Below are 18,132 nucleotides of genomic sequence, written 5' to 3'. Positions count from 1 at the left end.
GGCGATGCCCCCCGGCCCGCGCGGGCCGGGGGGCATCGTCGCCTTCACAGAAGGGTCCCTGCGGCGGCTACTTCACCGAGCCCGCCAGGACGCCCTGGACGAAGTAGCGCTGGAAGGCGAAGAACACGGCCAGCGGGACGATCAGCGACAGGAACGCGCCCGGCGCGAGGATGTCGATGTTGCCGGTGAACTGCCGCATCTGGGACTGCAGCCACTTGGTCATCGGCTGCGACTCGGTGTCGGCGAACACCAGCGCGACCAGCAGGTCGTTCCACACCCACAGGAACTGGAAGATGCCGAGCGAGGCGATCGCCGGGCCGCCCAGCGGGAAGATCACCCGGCGGAAGATCGTCCACTCCGAGCCGCCGTCCATCCGCGCCGCCTCCAGCAGGTCCCGGGGGATCGCCGCGAAGAAGTTGCGGAGCAGGAAGATGGCGAACGGCAGGCCGAACGCGACGTGGAACAGCACCACGCCGGTGACCGACCCGAACATCTGGAACCCGCCGAACTCGATCTTGCCGTACAGCTTGGCGACCGGGATCAGCGCGACCTGGACGGGCACCACCAGCAGCGCCACCACGAGCAGGAACAGCCAGTCCCGCCCGGGGAACTCCATCCACGCGAACGCGTACGCGGCCATCGAGGCGATCACCACGACCAGCACGGTGGCGGGGACGGTGATCAGCACGGTGTTCCAGAACGAATCGACGAAGTCGCCCTTGCCCAGCAGGGAGCTGTAGGACTCCATCGTCAGCTGCGCCGGCTTGGCGAACACGTTCCACCAGCCGTCGGCGTTGTTGTCCTCGTTGGAGCGCAGCGACGCCACCAGCAAGCCCAGCGTCGGGACGAGCCAGAACAGCGCGATCAGCACCAGCAGCGCCTGCGCGGCGCCGCCGCCCATCCGCCCGACGATCCGGGCCGCGACGCCGCGCCGCGGCGCGCCCGCGGCGCCGTTGCCGCCGTCCTCCGGAGCCGGTGCCTCGGCGGCCTTCTCCGCGGTGCTCATTTCCGCTCCTGCCGAATTCGCCGGATGTTGAACAGCATGGCGGGCAGCACGAGGACGAACAGCAGCACGGCGATGGCGCTGCCCGCGCCCTGGTCGTTGCCGCCGCCGAACGCCTCCGTCCACATCTGCAGCGCCAGCACGTTGGCGTTCGGATCGCCGCCGCCGATGATGAAGACGAGGTCGAAGACCTTCATGACGTTGATGACCAGCGTCACCAGCACCACCGTGAGGACGGGCATGAGCAGCGGGATCGTCACCCGCCGGAACACCTGCCACTCGGTGGCGCCGTCCACGCGGGCCGCCTCCAGCGCGTCGCGCGGGATGGCGGCGAGCCCGGCGGCGATCAGCACCATCGCGAACCCGGACCACACCCACAGGTACGACCCGATGATCGCCGGGGTGATCAGCGTGCTGCCGAGCCACTCCGCGCCGCGGTAGGCGGCGGTGAAGTTGTCCTTGGGCAGCCGGACCGTGTACGTCCCGTCCGGGACCTTCTTCATCGTGAAGGTGCCGTCGGCCCCGGTGGTGGCCTCGGCGACGACCTTGCCGTCCTTCACCGCCTCGACCTTGATGCCGGGCAGGCCGGACTCGCCCGCGTTCGGGACGTTCTGCTGCCCGCCGCCGCCCCGGGTGAAGTCGAACCAGACCGCTCCGGTCAGCTGGCCGGGCTTCGCGGACGGCGGCTGCGCCGCGGGTTTCGCATCCTGGGGCAGGTACTGCTGCTTGATCTTCAGCAGCGGGACCAGCGCGCTCTGCCCGGGCCGGACGGAGTTCACGGTGACGACGGCGCCGCCGTCCTCGCGGACGAGCGCGTCACCGCCGTTGCGCGGGCCGGCGCCCGGATAGGTGGTGTCCTGGGCGAAGGTGTCGTGGATCGCGACCATCGCCGCGTTCGCGACGCCCTTGTCCGGGTCCATCTGGTACACCAGCCGGAAGATCACGCCGGAGGCGAGGAACGAGATCGCCATCGGCATGAACACCACGAGCTTGAACACCGTCGCCCACCGGATCCGCTCGGTGAGGACGGCGAACACCAGGCCGACGATCGTGACGATGGTCGGGGCCACCACGATCCAGATGGCGGTGTTGCGCACCGCGACGAGGTTGTCGTGTCCCTTGAAGACCCCGGTGTAGTTGTCGACGCCGACGAACGCGTCGCCGGAGGCGTCGAAGAAACTGCGGATCACCGAGTAGACGATCGGGTAGACCACCAGGAAGCCGAGCAGCAGCAGCGCCGGCAGCAGGAACGTCGTGGCGAGCCACGACGGCGGGGTCAGTCTCTCGCGCCCCCGGCGGCCGGCGGGACTCGCGGCCGGCACGGCGGGGGCGGCGGCGCCGCCGGCCGTGACGGCCGGCGGCGCCTCCTCCTTCGGAGCCTTCATTCAGGGATCCCCTACTTGCCCTTGTACGCCCTACTTGTAGGCCTTGGCGGCCGCGGCCTCCAGCTTGGCCTGCGTGCCCTTCACGTCGGACGGGTGCTGCACGAACTGGCGCAGCGCCTCCCACTCGCCCTTGCCGGGCGTCGCGCCGAACGCGGCGGGCGCCAGGTCGGACATGTCGTAGCGGGCCGCGTCACCGGACTGCTGCAGCTGGCCGATGAGCTGCTTGGCGATCGGGTCGGAGTAGGCGTCCGGCGGGACGTTCTTGTTCGGCGTCAGGTAGCCGCCGAGCCCGGCCCAGACCTTGCCCGCCTCCGGGGAGGCGAGGTACTTCATCAGCTCCTGCGCGCCCTTGCCGTCCTTCATCGCGACCGCGACGTCGCCGCCGAGGATCGCCGGGGCGGTGTCGCCGGCCTTCGGGAAGGCGAAGACCTTGGCGTCGGTGCCGACCTTGGCCTTGGTGGTGGAGATGTTCGCGGCGGCGAAGTCGCCGCCGTAGACCATGGCGGCCTTCTGCTGGCCGAAGACCTGGGTGACCGACTCGTCGAACTTGGTCTTGGTCGCGGTGGCGACGCCGCCGTTCAGGTAGTCGGCCTTGCCCCAGACCTGGGCGAGGGTCTCCAGCGCCTTGCCGACCGTCGGGTCGGTCCACTTGATCTCGTGCTTGGCGAGCTTGTCGTAGTTCTCCGGGCCCGCCTGCGACAGGTAGACGTTCTCGAACCAGTCGGTCAGCGTCCAGGAGTCCTGCGGCCCGGCGGCGAGGGTGAACGGGGTGGTGCCCGCGTCCTGCAGCGTGCCGGACGCCTTGACCAGGTCGGCCCACGCCGCGGGCGGCTGCACGCCGGCCTCGGAGAACGCGTCCGGCCGGTACCACAGGATCGACTTGTAGGCGGCCTTGACGATCACGCCGTAGGCCTTGCCGCCGGAGGAGCCGAGCTCCTTCCAGTATGGCGAGAAGTTCTGGCCGACCTGCGAGACGACGTCGTCGCCGAGCGGCTTGAGCGAGCCCTTCTGCGCGTACTGCTGCATCAGGCCGGGCTGCGGCAGGATCGCCACGTCCGGCGGGTTCCCGGCCTCGAGGCGCGGGCCGAGGTAGGCGTCGGTGTTCTCACCGGTGGAGGCGTAGTTGACCTTCGCGCCGGTCTTCTGCTCGAACGCCTGCAGGACCTTGCGGAAGTTCGTCTCCTCCTGGCCGGTCCACTTGGCCGCGACCTCGATCGTGGTGCCCTTCAGCGCTCCCCCGCCGGCGGGCGTCGAGCCGTCGCTCCCGCTGTCGTCGTCCCCGCCGCACGCGGCGGCCGAGGACAGGAGCAGTCCCGCCGCTACGGCGGCTCCCATCAGCCTGCTGACCCTCATTCTTCATCCTCCCTGGACGAACCGGCGGCGTCCGATCCCCAGATCGCCGCGCCGGTCTCGATATCGAAGAAGTGCAGGCGGCCGGTGTCGACACGGATCGTCACCGGGTCGCCCACCTTCACGCGGGTGCGCGGGCTGAACCGCGCGACCAGGTCCGTGCGGGGACTCTCCAGGCTCCCCAGCACGTCGGTCCCCGCGTCGCGGGCGAGTTCCCTGGTGTCCTCGGTGACCACCTGGGACGCCTCGATCGCGAAATGGACCAGCACGTCCGAGCCCATCGCCTCCACGAGGTCGGCGGTGGAGTTCAGCCCGGACCCCTCGGGCGCCTCCACGAGCTCGGAGTCCTCCATGTCCTCGGGGCGGATGCCGACGACGACGTCGCCCCCGAGGCGGGACGCCAGGGCCGGGCGCTCGGTCAGCACCTCGGCCGGCAGCGCCAGGGTCTGGCCGCCGATCTCCAGGCGCGGGTTCGCCGCGTCCCCGGAAAGCGTGCCCTGGATCAGGTTCATGGCCGGTGAGCCGATGAATCCGGCGACGAACAGGTTGGCCGGCCGGTCGTAGAGCTCCTGCGGCGGCGCGACCTGCTGCAGTTCGCCCTTCTTCATCACCGCGACCCGGTCGCCGAGCGTCATCGCCTCGGTCTGGTCGTGGGTGACGTAGATCGTGGTGACGCCGAGGTCGCGCTGGATGCGGGCGATCTCGGCGCGCATCTGGACGCGGAGCTTGGCGTCGAGGTTGGACAGCGGCTCGTCCATCAGGAACGCCTGCGGCTCCCGGACGATCGCGCGGCCCATCGCGACGCGCTGCCGCTGGCCGCCCGACAAGTTGCGGGGCTTGCGGGACAGGTGGTCGGTGAGGCCGAGGATCTCCGCGGCGCGGTCCACCTTCTCCCGGATCTCGGCCTTCGGCAGCTTGCGCAGCGACAGGCCGAAGCCGATGTTGTCGCGCACTGACAGGTGCGGGTAGAGGGCGTAGCTCTGGAACACCATCGCGACGTCGCGGTCGCGGGCCGGAACCCGGTTGACGACGCGGCCGCCGATGGTGACCTCGCCCTCGGAGATGTCCTCCAGCCCCGCGACCATCCGCAGCGCGGTCGTCTTGCCGCAGCCCGAGGGGCCGACGAGGACGAGGAACTCTCCGTCCTCGATGTGGAGGTTCAGGTCGGTCACGGCCCGCGTGCCGTCGGGATAGACCTTCCCGACGCTGGTCAGGTCGACCTCTGCCACGGCGTCTCCTCTTCTGCACGGCACGGCTCGGGCAGGGCGCGGTTCGCTCCGGCACAGCGGTGGATCCGCCGTGCGGAAGAAGCCGACTTACCCCCGCGTAACAATGCATCTAGGTGGTACATGGCCGACCGGCCGAACCGCAACTCGCACAGTGCCCGCTGACACATTTGGTGCAGAGATCGTTACCGACCCGTTTCCGCCCTAATTTGTGCTGCCCGAAATGGCGTGAGGGCGTGGCCGGAAATCCCGTCCCACGCCCTCGCGCCGGCTCCTCGCCCCAGTGGCTCAGTCCACCACCACGAGGCCGCGCCCGGTGAGGTTCATCGACTCGAAGCCGTCCTCGGTGCACACGACGATGTCCTCGATGCGGGCGCCGTGAGGGCCCGGGTAGATGCCCGGCTCGATGGAGAACGCCATCCCCGGCTCCAGCGGCTCCCGGTTCCCGGCGACGATGTAGGGGTCCTCGTGCGACTCCAGGCCGATGCCGTGGCCGGTGCGGTGGAAGAAGTGCTCGCCGTACCCGGCGGCGGCGATGACGCCGCGCCCGGCCGCGTCCACGGCCTCGGGCGTCGCGCCCGGCCGGACGGCCTCGCACGACGCGCGCTGCGCCTCCTCCAGCACGGCGTAGTAGGCGCGGTACTCGGCGGGCGGCTCGCCCACGCAGTAGTTGCGGGTCGAGTCGGAGCAGTAGCCGCTCGGCATCGTCCCGCCGATGTCGACCACGACGGGGTCGCCGGGCCGGATGACGCGGTCCGACGGCTCGGCGTGCGGGCTCGCGCCGTTCGGGCCGGACCCGACGATGACGAAGTCGACCCGGGCGTGGCCCTCGGCGGTGATCGCGTCGGCGATGTCGCGGCCGACCTCCCGCTCGGTGCGGCCGGCCCGGAGGAGGTCCGGGACGCGGCGGTGCACGCGGTCGATCGCCGCGCCCGCCTCGCGCAGGGCCGCGACCTCGGCGGCGGACTTGCGCATCCGCAGCTCGCGCAGCACCGGCCCGGCGGCGACCTGCTCGGCGCCCGGCAGCGCGGCGCGGAACCGCAGCGCCATGACCGCCCACATCCGGTCGGCGACGCCGACCCTCGCCAGGCCGGCCGGGAGCCGGGCGGCGGTGAGCGCGAACGGGTCGTCGGTCTCGTCCCACGGCACCAGCTCGATGCCGAGCGCCCCGGCCGGCGACTCCCGCGCGGCGGGCAGCTCCAGCCGCGGGACGACCAGGAACGGCTCCCCGTCCGCGGGCACCGCCAGGCAGGTGAGCCGCTCCAGCTCCTTCGCGTCGTAGCCGGTGACGTAGCGCAGGTCCGGGCCGGGCGTCAGCAGCACCGCGCCGAGGCCCGCCTTCGCCGCCGCCTCCCGCGCCCGCCCGAGGCGCTCAGGCGGATACAACTCCGTTGTCACACCCGTCTCCATTCGTGGGTCCTGTCCGATGGCCGACACCAGGATCCCAGGAGCGGCGCAGCGGCGCGGCGTCGGACCCGCGTGGGAGCATGTCCTCCCATGAGCGGGTTGATGCTGCTGGACACTCCGTCGCTGTACTTCCGCGCCTTCTACGGGGTGCCCGAGTCGGTGACGGCGCCCGACGGGACGCCGGTGAACGCGGTGCGCGGGCTCATCGACATGATCGCGCGGCTCGTCCAGGACCGGTCGCCGGACCGCCTCGTCTGCTGCATGGACGCCGACTGGCGGCCCGCGTTCCGGGTGGCGGCGCTGCCGTCCTACAAGGCGCACCGGGTGGCCGAGGACGGCGGCGACCAGACCCCGGACGCGCTGGAGGCGCAGCTCCCGGTCATCGACCGCGTGCTGGACGCGGTCGGGCTGGCGCGCGCCGGCGTGCCCGGGTACGAGGCCGACGACGTGATCGGGACGCTCGCGGTGCGCGGCGCCGCCGAGGGGCCGGTCGACATCGTGACCGGCGACCGCGACCTGTTCCAGCTCGTCGACGACCGCGCCCCGGTCGCCGTCCTGTACACGGCGCGCGGCATCCGGAACCTGCAGGTCATGGGCGAGCGGGAGATCGCGGCCAAGTACGGCATCCCGGGCCGCGGCTACGGCGACTACGCGACGCTGCGCGGCGACCCGAGCGACGGCCTGCCGGGCGTGCCCGGCGTCGGCGACAAGACGGCCGCGGCGCTGGTCACCCGGTTCGGGTCGGTCGACGGCATCCTCGCGGCGCTGGACGCGGGCACCGACGAGGGGTTCCCGGCGGGCGCCCGCCGCCGGATGGAGGCCGCGCGGGAGTACCTGGCCGCCGCCGAGACGGTGGTGCGGGTGGTGACCGGCATCGACGCGCCGGAGCTGGCGGAGCTGGACGACCGGCTGCCCGCCGAACCGCGCGACGCCGAGGCGCTGGTGGAGCTGGCCGACCGCTGGAATCTCGGCAGCCCGGTCAACCGCCTCCTCAATGCCCTTTCGCGCTGAATACCGCAATTTCAGTGCAATTTTCGCCAAAAGTGTCATAAGACGCAGACAGCACGTTCTCCGGCGAGCAGCATCCGAGGCGGTGACGGGTTCTCCTGGAAGCGTGCAGAGACGCGTGCAGACGACCGGTACCCGCGGCACTGGGCCTCACCGCCCCACTCCCCCCAACTGCCGCGGGTGCCGGTTCACCCGATCCCGGAACGGAACGGACCTGCGGTGAGCGAGCCGACCACATCGAGCGGCCGTCTCGCCGCTGCGCCCGGCGGAGGGTTCTGGGACGCGCTGGACGGCCGGGAGCGCGCGGCGCTCCGTGACGCGGGCCGGCCGCGGACCTACCGGCCGCGGGCGCCGCTGTGCTACCAGGGCGACGACTCCGACCACATCATCGTCATCGAGTCGGGCTGGGCGAAGGTCGTCGCGTCCAGCGCGGGCGGGCACTCGGTGGTGCTCGCCGTGCGCGGTCCCGGCGACCTGGTGTGCGAGAGCGCGGTGCTCGGCCGGCGGGAGCGGTCGGCGACGGTGCAGGCGCTCGACGAGATCCGGGCGCTGCTCGTGCCGGCGCGGCGGTTCACCGCCTTCCTGGACGCGCATCCGCGGGTGTGGATGCTGGTCAGCGGCACGTTCGTGCGGCGGCTGGACGACGCGGGGCACCGGGTGCAGGCGCACGTGTCGGCGCAGGGCGCGCGGCGGCTGGCGATCCTGCTGGCGGGGCTCGCCGACCGGTCGGCCCGGCGGGTTCCGGCGGGCCCCGGCGGCGAGATCGAGATCGGGCCGCCGCTGTCGCAGGAGGAGCTCGGCAGCTGGATGGACGCCTCCCGGGAGACGGTCGCGCGGGCCCTGGCCGTGCTGCGGGACGAGGGCCTCGTGCGCACCGGCCGGCGGCGGATCACCGTGGTGGATCCCGGGGGGCTGCGGGCGTTCGCGGCGAGCCCGGACGGCTGATCGGGACGGCTGAACCGGCCCTCGCCTTTACATTGTAGATTCCGATCGGTTCGGGGGTTTCGTCCCGTACGCTCGGTGCTGTGCCGCGCCGACCGCTGCGACTGCGTACCGCCGAGGCCGACGCCGAGGTCCGCGCCGGACTGCACCGGATCCGCGCCGAGTTCTCGGTGCCCGGCCCGTTCCCGCCCGCCGTCCTCGCCGAGGCCGCGGAGGCCGCCGCCGCCGGCGACGGCCGGGCCGACCTGCGCGACGTCCCGTTCTTCACCCTCGACCCGCCCGGCTCGATGGACCTGGACCAGGCGATGCAGCTGGAGCGGCGCGGGCCGGGGCACCGGGTCCGGTACGCGATCGCGGACGTGGCCGGGTTCGTGCGGCCCGGCGGCGCGGTCGACGCCGAGGCACGCGCGCGCGGCGTCACCCTCTACCTCCCGGACGCGAGCTCCCCGCTGCATCCGCGGCGGCTGTCGGAGGGCACCGCGAGCCTGCTGCCGGGCGTGGAGCGCCCGGCCGTCGTGTGGACGATCGACATCGACGATGCCGGGCGGATCACCGGCGTGGACGTGCGCCGCGCCGTCGTCCGCAGCCGCGACCGCCTCGACTACGCCACCGCGCGGCACGACCGCGCCGGCCGCCGCGGCGGCGATCCGCGGATCGCGCTGCTCGGCGAGATCGGCGAGCGGCTCATCGCGGCGGAGGCGGCGCGCGGCGGGGTCAGCCTGCCGCTGCCCGAGCAGGAGGTCGTGCACGCCGGCGGCGGCTGGGCGCTGAAGCTGCGCGGCGACCTCGCGACCGAGGCGTGGAACGCGCAGATCTCGCTGCTGGCCGGGCGGGCGGCGGCCCGGCTGATGCTGGACGGCGGGGTGGGGCTGCTGCGCACGATGCCGCCCGCGCCCGCCGAGGCGGAGAGGCGGCTGCGGCTGGCGGCCCGCGCGCTCGGCGTCGCCTGGCCGGCGGACGCGTCCTACGGCGACATCGTCCGCGCCCTCGACCCGGCCCTGCCGCGGCACGCGGCGTTCCTGCACGACGCGGCGGGGCTGATGCGCGGCGCGGGCTACACCGCGTTCGACGGGTCGCGGCCGGAGCAGCCGGAGCACGCCGCCGTCGCCGCGCCGTACGCGCACGTCACCGCGCCGATCCGGCGGCTGGCCGACCGGTACGCGACGGAGGTGTGCCTGGCCCTCGCGGCGGGGCGTGCCGTGCCGGGGTGGGCGCGGGAGGCGCTGCCGGAGCTGCCCGAGACGATGCAGCGGGCGCTGCGCCGGGCCGCCGACGTCGACCACGCCTGCGTCGACCTCGTCGAGGCGCTGCTGCTGCGCGACCACGTCGGGGACGTCTTCGACGCGGTGGTGGTGGACGTGAACGGCGACCGCACCGGCGGGCGCGTCCAGCTGGTGGCGCCGCCGGTGTTCGGGCGCTGCGAGGGTGCGGGCCTCCCGCTCGGCGAGCAGGTCAAGGTGCGGCTGGAGGAGGCGGACCCGGCGCGGCGCCGGGTCCGCTTCTCCCGTGCGGCGTGAGCGGTCAGCGGCGGCGGCTGTGGCGGCGGGGCCGCCAGTTCGTGGACGTGCCGACACCGGCGAGGTGCAGGGCGACGAGCAGCAGGCCGAGGACGGTCAGCGTCCCGTTGTTGATGGCGTCCGAGGACACGTCGGCCAGGTCGAAGAGCAGGGCTAGGGCGAAGACGATCGCGGCGACGATCGCGAGCATGTCGGGCCTCCGGTGGGGGTCGGGGGGCCCGTGGCGGGCCCCTCGGCTGCCTAATGGATCTCCGCAGGCCCGCGAGGCAAACCGCATCCGGGTTTCGGCCGGACCGAAACCCGGCCGAGCGGGGGTGTCAGGCGGCGCTGGCACGGAAGCGCTCGCCGAGCTCGGCGGTGCCGGCGGCAGCGGGTCCTCGCAGTCCCCGGGGGGTCAGCCGCTGAGCGCGGCTCGGGCCTCTTCCGTCATCCGGACGACCTCCCGCCGCACCTGCGGGCGTTCCGTGAGCCGCGCGGAGAAGGGGATCCGGACGGGGTGCTCGGTGCCGCCGTCGCTGACGGCGAACTCGATGCCGCCGGCGTCCAGGCCGGTCATCCGGGCGGCGGTCGCGCCGGGGCGGCCGCCGAGGGCACGGCAGATGATGAGGCAGTCGGCGGCGTGGTCGTCGTTCATGTGCCGCATGATCTGCCGCACGGCGTCCTCGGTGAACGGACCGGGGTCGGTCATGGGAGCAGTCCTTTCCCGCGGGCGGGGGGTGAAACGGACGGGTCAGAGGGACAGGCCCCTGTAGACGCGGAGGGCGTTGCCGCCGAGGACGAGGGAGAGCGTCTCCTCGTCGAGCCCGAGACCGGCGATGGCGCGGGCGTTGCGGGCGATGCCGGGGACGCCGGGCCAGTCGGTGCCGAAAATGAACTTGCGGGCGAGGCGGCGCAGGTCGTGCCGCGCGTAGTACTCGGGGAGCCGGCGCGGCGGCAGCCCGGACAGCTCGATCCAGACCTCCTCGCGGGACAGGGCGAGGAACGCGGCGGCGTCGTACCACCAGCCGCGCCCGCCGTGCGCGAGGACGAACGTCAGGCCGGGGAAGAGCCGCAGGACGTCGTCGATGGGCGCCGGGTCGGCGTACTTGTTGGCCGACCCTGGGAAGGAGCTCGTGCCGCAGTGCACGACGACGGGGACGCCCGCGTCGCGGCACACCTGGTAGGCGGGATACAGCTCGGGGTCCGCGACGCTGAACCCGCCGTGCACGGGGTGCAGTTTCAGGGCGGCGGCGCCGAACTCCAGCTGCCGCGCGACCTCGGCGCCGATCGGGTAGTGAAGGTGCGGGTTGACGTTGGCGATCGGCCTGAAGCGGCGCGGGTTGTGCTTCAGGAGCGGCTGGAGGTCCTCGATGGGCTGCGTGCCGGTCGTCTTCGGGCTGTACTCGCAGAGCAGCAGGGCGATGTCGACGCCCTCGCCCGCGAAGTAGGCGTCGACCCGCCCGGGGACGAGGGCGCCGTCCGCGTCGTAGAGGTCCTGCCAGGGGTGGGACGCGCCGAACTCCTCGGCCCACTGCCGCCATGCCGGGGGCAGGGTCGGCAGCCGGGCGGTGTGCACGTGCGCGTCGATCAGCGGACGTCCGTCGAGCATGGGGCGGAGCCTACCCACCGCCCGTGCCCGCCGCGCCCGGGAGGAGGGGCGGCGGGCAGGACGGCGGGCAGGACGGCGGGCGGGGTTCAGGCGACGTCGGCGGAGTCCTGGTCCTCCAGCCAGGCGACGATGCCCTCGACGGCGCCGCGGCAGCCGCCGCAGCCGGTGCCGGCGCGGGTCTCGCGGGCGACGCCGTCGGCGGTGCGGGCGCCGGCCTGCCAGCAGGCGCGGATCTCGCCCTTGCTGACGTTGTTGCACTGGCAGACGGTCGCGGCGTCCGGCATCCGCACCGGCGACTCGGCCTCCGCCGCGCGGCCCATGCCGGGGAACAGCAGGCCGAGGCGCTCGGCGGGCAGCGGCGCGGCCCGGTCGTAGAGCTGGGTGAGCGTCCCGGCGGCGGCCGTCTCGCCGAGCAGGATCGCGCCGATCAGCCGCCCGTCCCGGATCACCGCCTTCTTGTAGGTGCCGCGCGCGGCGTCGGTGAACCGGACGACCTCGACGTCCTCGTCGTCATCGCCGAAGTGCGTCTCGCCCATCGAGGCCAGCTCGATCCCGGCGGCCTTGAGCCGGGTGATCTGCCGGGCGCCGGTGAAGCGGGCGGCGGGGTCGGTGCCGGCCAGCAGCCCGGCGAGGACCCCCGCCTGCTCCCACGCGGGCGCGACGAGCCCGTACACCTCGTCGCGGTGCTCGGAGCACTCGCCGATGGCGCGGACGGACGGGTCGGTGACCGACCGCAGCTCGTCGTCGACGATCACGGCGCGGCCGACCGCCAGGCCGGCGTCGCGGGCGAGCGCCACCTCGGGCCGCACGCCGCAGGACAGGATGACGAGGTCGGCGTCGATGGTCTCGGTCCCGCCGGCGGGGAGCGCCAGCTCGACGCCCGTGACGGCGCCGCCCGCGGTGCGCAGGCCGGCGACGTCGGCCTCCAGCCGCGTCCCGATGCCGAGGGCCGCGAGGGTCCGGGCCAGGACCTTCCCGGCGGCCGGGTCGAGCTGGCGTTCCATGAGGTGCCCGGCCAGGTGCAGGACGGTGACGTCCAGGCCGCGGCCCATCAGCCCGCGGGCCGCCTCGATGCCGAGCAGGCCGCCGCCGACGACGATGGCGCGGCGCGCGGACGCGGCCAGCTCGGTGATGCGGCCGCAGTCGTCCAGCGTGCGGAACACCAGCGCGCCCTCGGGGAGGCCGTGGCGCAGGCCCGGCATCGGCGGGATGAAGGCGGTGCTGCCCGTCGCGAGGACGAGCGTCTCGTAGGGGGTGGCGGTCCCGTCGGAGGCGTGCACGGTCTTCGCGGCGCGGTCGATGCGGGTGACCTCGACGCCGAGGCGGGCGTCGACGCCGTGGGAGGCGTACCAGGCGGCGTCGACCAGGCTGATGTGGTCGGGCCGCGTCACACCGGCGAGGACGTTGGACAGCAGCACCCGGTTGTAGGGGCGCTGCGTCTCGGCACCGAACACCGTGACCGGTGTCGCGGTGTCGCGGTCGCGCAGTTCGCCCACGAACCGCGACCCGGCCATGCCGTTCCCGACGACGACGATGCCCGCCTCGCGTCCGGGGCTCATCGCTTCACCTCCAGCGGCAGGGGCTTGATCTGGTCGCGCTCGACCTCGAACGCGATGCTCGGGTCGGGGGTGCGCGGGGCGTTGACGAAGGAGACGAACCGGCGGAGCCGCTCGGGGTCGCCGAGGGTGTCGCGCCATTCGTCGGAGTAGGACGCGACGTGGCGCTCCATGGCGGCGTCGAGGTCGGCGCAGATGCCGAGCCGGTCGTCCACGATGACCTCGCGGAGGTAGTCCAGGCCGCCGTCGAGGGACTCCAGCCAGCTCGCGGTGCGCTGCAGCCGGTCGGCGGTGCGGATGTAGAACATCAGGAACCTGTCGATGCAGCGGATCAGCTCGTCGTCGGTGAGGTCGGTGGCGAACAGGTCGGCGTGCCTCGGCCGCATGCCGCCGTTGCCGGCGAGGTAGAGGTTCCAGCCGTTCTCGGTGGCGATGACGCCGAAGTCCTTGCTCTGCGCCTCGGCGCACTCGCGGGCGCAGCCGGACACGGCCGACTTCAGCTTGTGCGGGGCGCGCAGCCCCCGGTACCGCAACTCCAGCCGGATCGCCATCGCGGCCGAGTCCTGGACGCCGTAGCGGCACCAGGTGGACCCGACGCACGACTTCACCGTGCGCAGCGCCTTGCCGTAGGCGTGGCCGGACTCGAACCCGGCCTCGACGAGCCGCCGCCAGATCTCCGGGAGCTGCTCGACGCGGGCGCCGAACAGGTCGATCCGCTGCCCACCGGTGATCTTGGTGTAGAGGCCGAAGTCGCGGGCGACCTCGCCGATGACGATGAGCTTCTCGGGGGTGATCTCGCCGCCGGGGACGCGCGGCACGACCGAGTAGGTGCCGTTCTTCTGCAGGTTGGCGAGGAAGTGGTCGTTGGTGTCCTGCAGCGCGGCCTGCTCGCCCTCCAGGATGTGGCCGTTGCCGAGGCTGGCCAGGATGGAGGCGACGGCGGGCCTGCAGATGTCGCAGCCACGGCCCGTCCCGTGCTCCTCGACGAGCCGGGTGAAGCTGGTGACCTCCCCGGCGCGGACGATGTCGAACAGCTCGGCGCGGCTGTAGGGGAAGTGCTCGCAGATGGCCGTGCCGACCTCGATCCCGGCGGCGGTCAGCTCGGCGTCCAGGATGCGCTTCACCAGGGGGACGCAGCTTCCGCAGCTCGTCCCGGCGCGGGTGCACTCCTTCACGCCGGCCACGTCGGTGAGGGAGTGCTCTCCGATGGCGCAGCGGATGCCCTCGGCGGTGACGTTGTTGCAGGAGCAGATGACGGTCGCGCCGGGCAGGTCGCCGCCCGCCGTCTCGGTGCCGCCGAACAGCATCTGCTCGGGGGCGCCGGGGAGGCTGCGCCCGACGTGGGCGCGCAGCGTCCCGTAGGACTCGGCGTCGCCGACGAGGACGCCGCCGAGGAGGGTCTGGGCGTCGTCGCTGACGACGAGCCTCTTGTAGACGCCGGCGACGGGGTCGGTGTAGGTGACGCCGAGGGCGCCCTGATCGGGGCCGGCGAACGGGTCGCCGAAGCTGGCGACGTCCACGCCCATGAGCTTGAGCTTGGTCGACATGTCGGCGCCTTCGAACACGGCGGTGCTCGCGTCCGACAGGAGCCGGTCGGCGACGACCTCGGCCATGGAGAAGCACGGCCCGACCAGCCCGTAGACCGTGCCGCCCACCGCGCCACCGACGCAGGCGCACTCCCCGATCGCCCAGATGGCGGGGTCCTCGGTGCGGCACGCCTCGTCCACCACGACGCCGCCGCGCTCCCCCACCGGCAGGCCGCAGCCGCGGGCCAGCTCGTCGCGCGGGCGGATGCCGGCGGAGAACACCACGACCTCCGCGTCGATCACCTGCCCGTCGCCGAGGACGACGCGGCGGACGGCTCCGCCGTCCCCGGCCTCCAGGGCGCGCATCGGGACGCCGGCGTGCACGGCCATGCCGAGGCCCTCGATGTGCCGGCGCAGCATCGCGCCGCCGCCCTCGTCGAGCTGGCGCGGCATCAGCCACGGCGCGACCTCGATGACGCCGCTGCGCAGCCCGAGGCCCTGCAGGGCGCGGGCCGCCTCCAGGCCGAGCAGGCCGCCGCCGACGACGGCGCCGGTGGCGCGGCCGCGCGCGTACTCGCGGATCGCGTCCAGGTCGGCGGTCGTGCGGTAGGCGAACACGCCGGGCAGGTCCGCGCCCTCGACCGGCGGGACGAACGGCGCCGACCCGGTGGCGAGGACGAGCGCGTCGTAGGGGACGGTGCGCCCCGCCGAGGTGGCGACCGTCCGGGCGGCGCGGTCGATCCCGGTGACGCGCTCGCCGGTCCGGACGGCGACCTCGCCGCCGTGCGCCGGGTAGGCGAGGTCGGCGCCCTCCAGGTGGGTGGTCAGCGCCACCCGGTCGTAGGCGGTCCGGGGCTCCTCGCCGATGACGGTGATGGTCCAGGTCCCGGCGGCGTCTCGCGCGCGCAGCGCCTCCACGAGGCGGTGCGCGGCCGGTCCGTGCCCGGCCACGACCAGCCGCCGGTCCGTTGTGCTGTCGGCTCCCATGAACCCTGATGCTGGGCGGCCCGTATTTCCCGGATGGATCACCCGCGTCACCCGCGCGTTAACTGGACCTCACCGCCCGGCCGGCCCCGCGGCGGGCCGCCGCGCCGGCCGGCGGCCGGGCACCCGCCGCAGGTTCGCGCGCGGATCCGTTTCCTTTGCGAGTGTGATGCGCGACACTCGGAAAGATGAAAGATCGAGCTTGAGCGCGATTCCGACCGTGGGCCGGGAGGCGGCAGTGCGACGGATCATCGGTGCGTCCCTCATCGGACTCGGCGCGTTCCTGCTGGCCGCCGGCGTCCTCGTCCGCTTCTACGTCGCCCCGTCGCTGATCGGCGCGCCGACGGACGTGTACCAGGTGACGCGGCTGCGGGCCGAGAACGCGTCCTACTTCGACGCGGCCAAGGCGACGCCGCGGACGGGCGCGACGATCGTGGCGACCAACACCGTCCGCGGCGATCCGGCCTCGACCCACGACGGCGTCGCGGTGTGGGACTCGACGACGATGGTGCAGGACGGGGGGCGCGGCACCACGATCGAGATCCAGAAGCAGCGGTACGCGTTCGACCGCCGCACCGGTGAGCTGCGGAACTGCTGCGGCGCGGCGATCGACGGCGACAGCTCCGTCCGGCTGTCCGGGGTGGGCCTGTTCTGGCCGGTGGAGGTCCGCAAGAAGGGCCTGGAGCTGTTCGACACCGCGACCCTGCGCGCCTGGCCGGTGGCCTTCGACGGCGAGGAGCGCGTCGGCGGCGTGCTCGCCTACCGCTTCGTCCAGCGCGTCCCGGAGACCAGGGTCGCGGGCGACCTGCCGGACGTGCCGGGCGAGCTGCTCGGCCGCCCCGAGGGCTCCCCCGCCGTGCCCGTGGACCGCTACTACCAGGCCGATGCGACGTACTGGGTGGATCCCCGGACGGGCGCGCCGATCGACCAGCGGCGGCGGGTCCTGTCGACGCTGCGCCCCAAGGAGGGGCCGGGGCGGCTCGTGGTCGCCGACTTCACCCTCGCGATGACGCCCGAGTCGCAGCGGGCGCTGCGGGCGCTGTCGGGCGACGGCGCCGGGCAGATCCGGCTGCTGAAGACCGTCGTCCCGCTCTGCTGCGCCGGCGCCGGCGTCCTGCTCGTCGCGGCCGGGGTGCTGCTCGCCGGCCGCGGCGGCCGCCCCGGCCGGCGCCGCCGCGCCCCGGCGGCTCCGGCGGACCCGGCGGCCCCGGCCGCTCCGGTGGCCGCTGAGCCGCACGGGCCGCCGTTCAAGCGGGGGTGAGGACGAGCGTCGCGTCGTGCCCGCCGAACCCGAACGAGTTCGACAGGGCGGGCGCGGCGGGCGCGATCGTCCGGGCCTCGCCGTGCACGACGTCGAGGTGGGCGGTGTCGGCGCCGGGGGCGGCGAAGTTGGCGGTGGGCGGGACGAGGCCGCCGGCCGCGCCGAGCAGCGCGACCATCGCCTGCAGCGCGCCGCCGGCGCCGAGGATGTGCCCGGTGACGCCCTTGGTGGCGGTGACGGGCGGGGTGCGGCGGCCGAAGCAGCGGCCGATCGCGAGCGCCTCGGCGCCGTCGTTGCCGCGGGTGCCGGTGGCGTGCGCGCTGATGTGCCCGACGGCGGACGCGGCGAGCCCGGCGTCGGCCAGCGCGGCGGCCATGCAGCGGGCGGCGACCTCGCCGTCCGGGCGGGGCTGGACGAGGTGGGCGGCGTCGGACGCGGCCCCGTACCCGGCGACCTCCCCGTACACGCGGGCTCCGCGCGCGGCGGCGTGGTCGGCGCGCTCCAGCGTGAGGAAGGCGGCGGCCTCCCCGACCACGAACCCGTCGCGGTCGGCGTCGAAGGGGCGCCCGGCCGTGTGCGGGGTGGGGTCGCGGCGGGCGAGCGTGCCGATGCGGGCGAACGCGGCCATCACGAACGGGGTGAGGATCGCGTCGACGCCGCCGGCGACGGCCGTGTCGATCCGGCCGGCGCGGATGGCGAGGACGGCCTCGCCGATCGCGGTGGCGCCGCTGGCGCAGCCGGTGGAGTAGGTGAGGCAGGGCCCCTCGCAGCCGTGCCGGATGGACACGTTCGCGGCGGTCGCGTTCGGCATGATCTTCGGGACGGCGGGGACCGGCAGCCGGTCCAGCGTCCCGGCGTGCTCGTGGCCGCCGAGCGCGACGGCGGAGGCGAGCCCGGCGGCGGCCGTCCCCACGTAGACGCCGCGGCGGGCGGGGGCGCCGCCGTAGCCGGGCCCTGCGTCGGCGACGGCGTCGTCCGCGGCGGCGACGCCGAGTTTGGTCATCCGGTCGAGGCGGCGCCGCTCGGGCTTGCCGAAGTAGCGCTCCTCGTCCAGCGGCTGGGCGGGGCAGCCGAACGACACCGCGGTCCCGGCCTCCAGCAGCTCGGGGACGTGGACGGCCTGCGACTTGCCCGCGAGGACGGTCGCGAAGACCTCCGCGGGCGTGCCGCCCGCCGGGCTCTTCACCCCGAACCCGGTCACCACGACGCGGGGCGTCCCGTCGGCCCGGAAGTGTCCGCCGCGGTGTTCCTCGGCCCGGGATCGCCGGGCCCGGGATTCCGGGGCACGGGATTCCTGGGCACGGTGCTCAGCGGTCATCCGCTCACCTCGCGGTATGGGGGGACCCCGCGGAGGAGACGCGGGGCTTCGGAAAGCTAGC

General features: G+C 74.1%; 15 protein-coding genes. 4 read left to right on the top strand and 11 right to left on the bottom strand.

Annotated elements, in window-relative coordinates; translation table 11 throughout:
- Positions 1 to 67 precede the first annotated feature (67 nt).
- The 5 genes from AL2_RS26295 to AL2_RS26275 form a co-directional block, all read right to left on the bottom strand.
- Positions 68 to 1,006 (bottom strand): carbohydrate ABC transporter permease, encoded by a 939-nt coding sequence (locus AL2_RS26295; RefSeq protein ID WP_067638085.1) that lies wholly within the window; start codon positions 1,004 to 1,006, stop codon positions 68 to 70.
- Entirely contained in the window at positions 1,003 to 2,388 is a 1,386-nt protein-coding gene (locus AL2_RS26290; protein ID WP_067638083.1) for an ABC transporter permease, read from the bottom strand. The genes AL2_RS26295 and AL2_RS26290 overlap by 4 nt, the downstream gene beginning before the upstream one ends.
- A 30-nt stretch (positions 2,389 to 2,418) precedes the next feature.
- Positions 2,419 to 3,741 (bottom strand): ABC transporter substrate-binding protein, encoded by a 1,323-nt coding sequence (locus tag AL2_RS26285; RefSeq protein WP_067638081.1) that lies wholly within the window; start codon positions 3,739 to 3,741, stop codon positions 2,419 to 2,421.
- Positions 3,738 to 4,967: an ABC transporter ATP-binding protein gene (locus AL2_RS26280; protein ID WP_067638079.1), complete on the bottom strand. Its 1,230-nt coding sequence runs from the start codon at positions 4,965 to 4,967 to the stop codon at positions 3,738 to 3,740. Before AL2_RS26280 ends, AL2_RS26285 begins: the two co-directional genes overlap by 4 nt.
- Positions 4,968 to 5,252: 285 nt before the next feature.
- Entirely contained in the window at positions 5,253 to 6,362 is a 1,110-nt protein-coding gene (locus AL2_RS26275) for a M24 family metallopeptidase (protein WP_245666946.1), read from the bottom strand.
- A gap of 99 nt (positions 6,363 to 6,461) precedes the next feature.
- On the opposite strand from AL2_RS26275, the gene AL2_RS26270 reads away from it, so the two are divergent.
- The 3 genes from AL2_RS26270 to AL2_RS26260 all read left to right on the top strand — a co-directional run bounded on the left by AL2_RS26270 (position 6,462) and on the right by AL2_RS26260 (position 9,838).
- Complete coding sequence (locus tag AL2_RS26270) at positions 6,462 to 7,382, top strand: 5'-3' exonuclease (RefSeq protein WP_067638074.1); 921 nt, start codon at positions 6,462 to 6,464, stop codon at positions 7,380 to 7,382.
- Positions 7,383 to 7,598: 216 nt separating this feature from the next.
- Complete coding sequence (locus AL2_RS26265; protein ID WP_067638072.1) at positions 7,599 to 8,324, top strand: Crp/Fnr family transcriptional regulator; 726 nt, start codon at positions 7,599 to 7,601, stop codon at positions 8,322 to 8,324.
- Between the two features lie 80 nt (positions 8,325 to 8,404).
- The gene (locus AL2_RS26260; RefSeq protein ID WP_067638070.1) at positions 8,405 to 9,838 is read left to right on the top strand and encodes an RNB domain-containing ribonuclease; all 1,434 of its coding nucleotides are present in this window, start codon (positions 8,405 to 8,407) and stop codon (positions 9,836 to 9,838) included.
- Positions 9,839 to 9,842: 4 nt separating this feature from the next.
- Here AL2_RS26260 and AL2_RS26255 read toward each other — a convergent pair whose 3' ends face one another.
- The 5 genes from AL2_RS26255 to nirB all read right to left on the bottom strand — a co-directional run bounded on the left by AL2_RS26255 (position 9,843) and on the right by nirB (position 15,495).
- Positions 9,843 to 10,028, bottom strand: coding sequence for a hypothetical protein (locus AL2_RS26255; protein WP_067638068.1), 186 nt, complete (start codon positions 10,026 to 10,028; stop codon positions 9,843 to 9,845).
- 204 nt (positions 10,029 to 10,232) lie between these two features.
- On the bottom strand, positions 10,233 to 10,526 hold the full coding sequence (locus AL2_RS26250; protein WP_067638066.1) for a DUF2470 domain-containing protein: 294 nt from the start codon (positions 10,524 to 10,526) through the stop codon (positions 10,233 to 10,235).
- 42 nt (positions 10,527 to 10,568) lie between these two features.
- Positions 10,569 to 11,426, bottom strand: coding sequence for an amidohydrolase family protein (locus AL2_RS26245; protein WP_067638064.1), 858 nt, complete (start codon positions 11,424 to 11,426; stop codon positions 10,569 to 10,571).
- 86 nt (positions 11,427 to 11,512) lie between these two features.
- Positions 11,513 to 12,985 carry an FAD-dependent oxidoreductase gene (locus AL2_RS26240; RefSeq protein ID WP_067638062.1) on the bottom strand — a complete coding sequence of 491 codons (1,473 nt, stop codon included), beginning with the start codon at positions 12,983 to 12,985 and terminating at the stop codon, positions 11,513 to 11,515.
- Positions 12,982 to 15,495 (bottom strand): nitrite reductase large subunit NirB, encoded by a 2,514-nt coding sequence (gene nirB / locus AL2_RS26235; protein WP_067638060.1) that lies wholly within the window; start codon positions 15,493 to 15,495, stop codon positions 12,982 to 12,984. Before nirB ends, AL2_RS26240 begins: the two co-directional genes overlap by 4 nt.
- A 235-nt stretch (positions 15,496 to 15,730) precedes the next feature.
- On the opposite strand from nirB, the gene pgfA reads away from it, so the two are divergent.
- Complete coding sequence (gene pgfA, locus AL2_RS26230; protein WP_067638058.1) at positions 15,731 to 16,753, top strand: cell envelope lipid trafficking protein PgfA; 1,023 nt, start codon at positions 15,731 to 15,733, stop codon at positions 16,751 to 16,753.
- On the opposite strand, the gene AL2_RS26225 is transcribed toward pgfA, so the two are convergent.
- On the bottom strand, positions 16,740 to 18,071 hold the full coding sequence (locus AL2_RS26225) for a beta-ketoacyl-[acyl-carrier-protein] synthase family protein (protein WP_083946920.1): 1,332 nt from the start codon (positions 18,069 to 18,071) through the stop codon (positions 16,740 to 16,742). The genes pgfA and AL2_RS26225 overlap by 14 nt on opposite strands.
- Positions 18,072 to 18,132 lie beyond the last annotated feature (61 nt).

The organism is Actinomadura latina NBRC 106108 (genome assembly GCF_001552195.1).
GTDB lineage: Bacteria > Actinomycetota > Actinomycetes > Streptosporangiales > Streptosporangiaceae > Spirillospora > Spirillospora latina.
The sequence above is the reverse complement of the archived record's forward strand: the minus strand, read 5'-3'. Positions and strand labels throughout refer to the sequence as shown.

Coding starts and splice junctions, on each gene's coding strand:
- AL2_RS26295 (WP_067638085.1), bottom strand. CDS start 1,006: ATGAGCACCGCGGAGAAGGCCGCCGAGGCACCGGCTCCGGAGGACGGC.
- AL2_RS26290 (WP_067638083.1), bottom strand. CDS start 2,388: ATGAAGGCTCCGAAGGAGGAGGCGCCGCCGGCCGTCACGGCCGGCGGC.
- AL2_RS26285 (WP_067638081.1), bottom strand. CDS start 3,741: ATGAGGGTCAGCAGGCTGATGGGAGCCGCCGTAGCGGCGGGACTGCTC.
- AL2_RS26270 (WP_067638074.1), top strand. CDS start 6,462: ATGAGCGGGTTGATGCTGCTGGACACTCCGTCGCTGTACTTCCGCGCC.
- AL2_RS26255 (WP_067638068.1), bottom strand. CDS start 10,028: ATGCTCGCGATCGTCGCCGCGATCGTCTTCGCCCTAGCCCTGCTCTTC.
- AL2_RS26250 (WP_067638066.1), bottom strand. CDS start 10,526: ATGACCGACCCCGGTCCGTTCACCGAGGACGCCGTGCGGCAGATCATG.
- AL2_RS26245 (WP_067638064.1), bottom strand. CDS start 11,426: ATGCTCGACGGACGTCCGCTGATCGACGCGCACGTGCACACCGCCCGG.
- AL2_RS26240 (WP_067638062.1), bottom strand. CDS start 12,985: ATGAGCCCCGGACGCGAGGCGGGCATCGTCGTCGTCGGGAACGGCATG.
- nirB (WP_067638060.1), bottom strand. CDS start 15,495: ATGGGAGCCGACAGCACAACGGACCGGCGGCTGGTCGTGGCCGGGCAC.
- AL2_RS26225 (WP_083946920.1), bottom strand. CDS start 18,071: ATGACCGCTGAGCACCGTGCCCAGGAATCCCGTGCCCCGGAATCCCGG.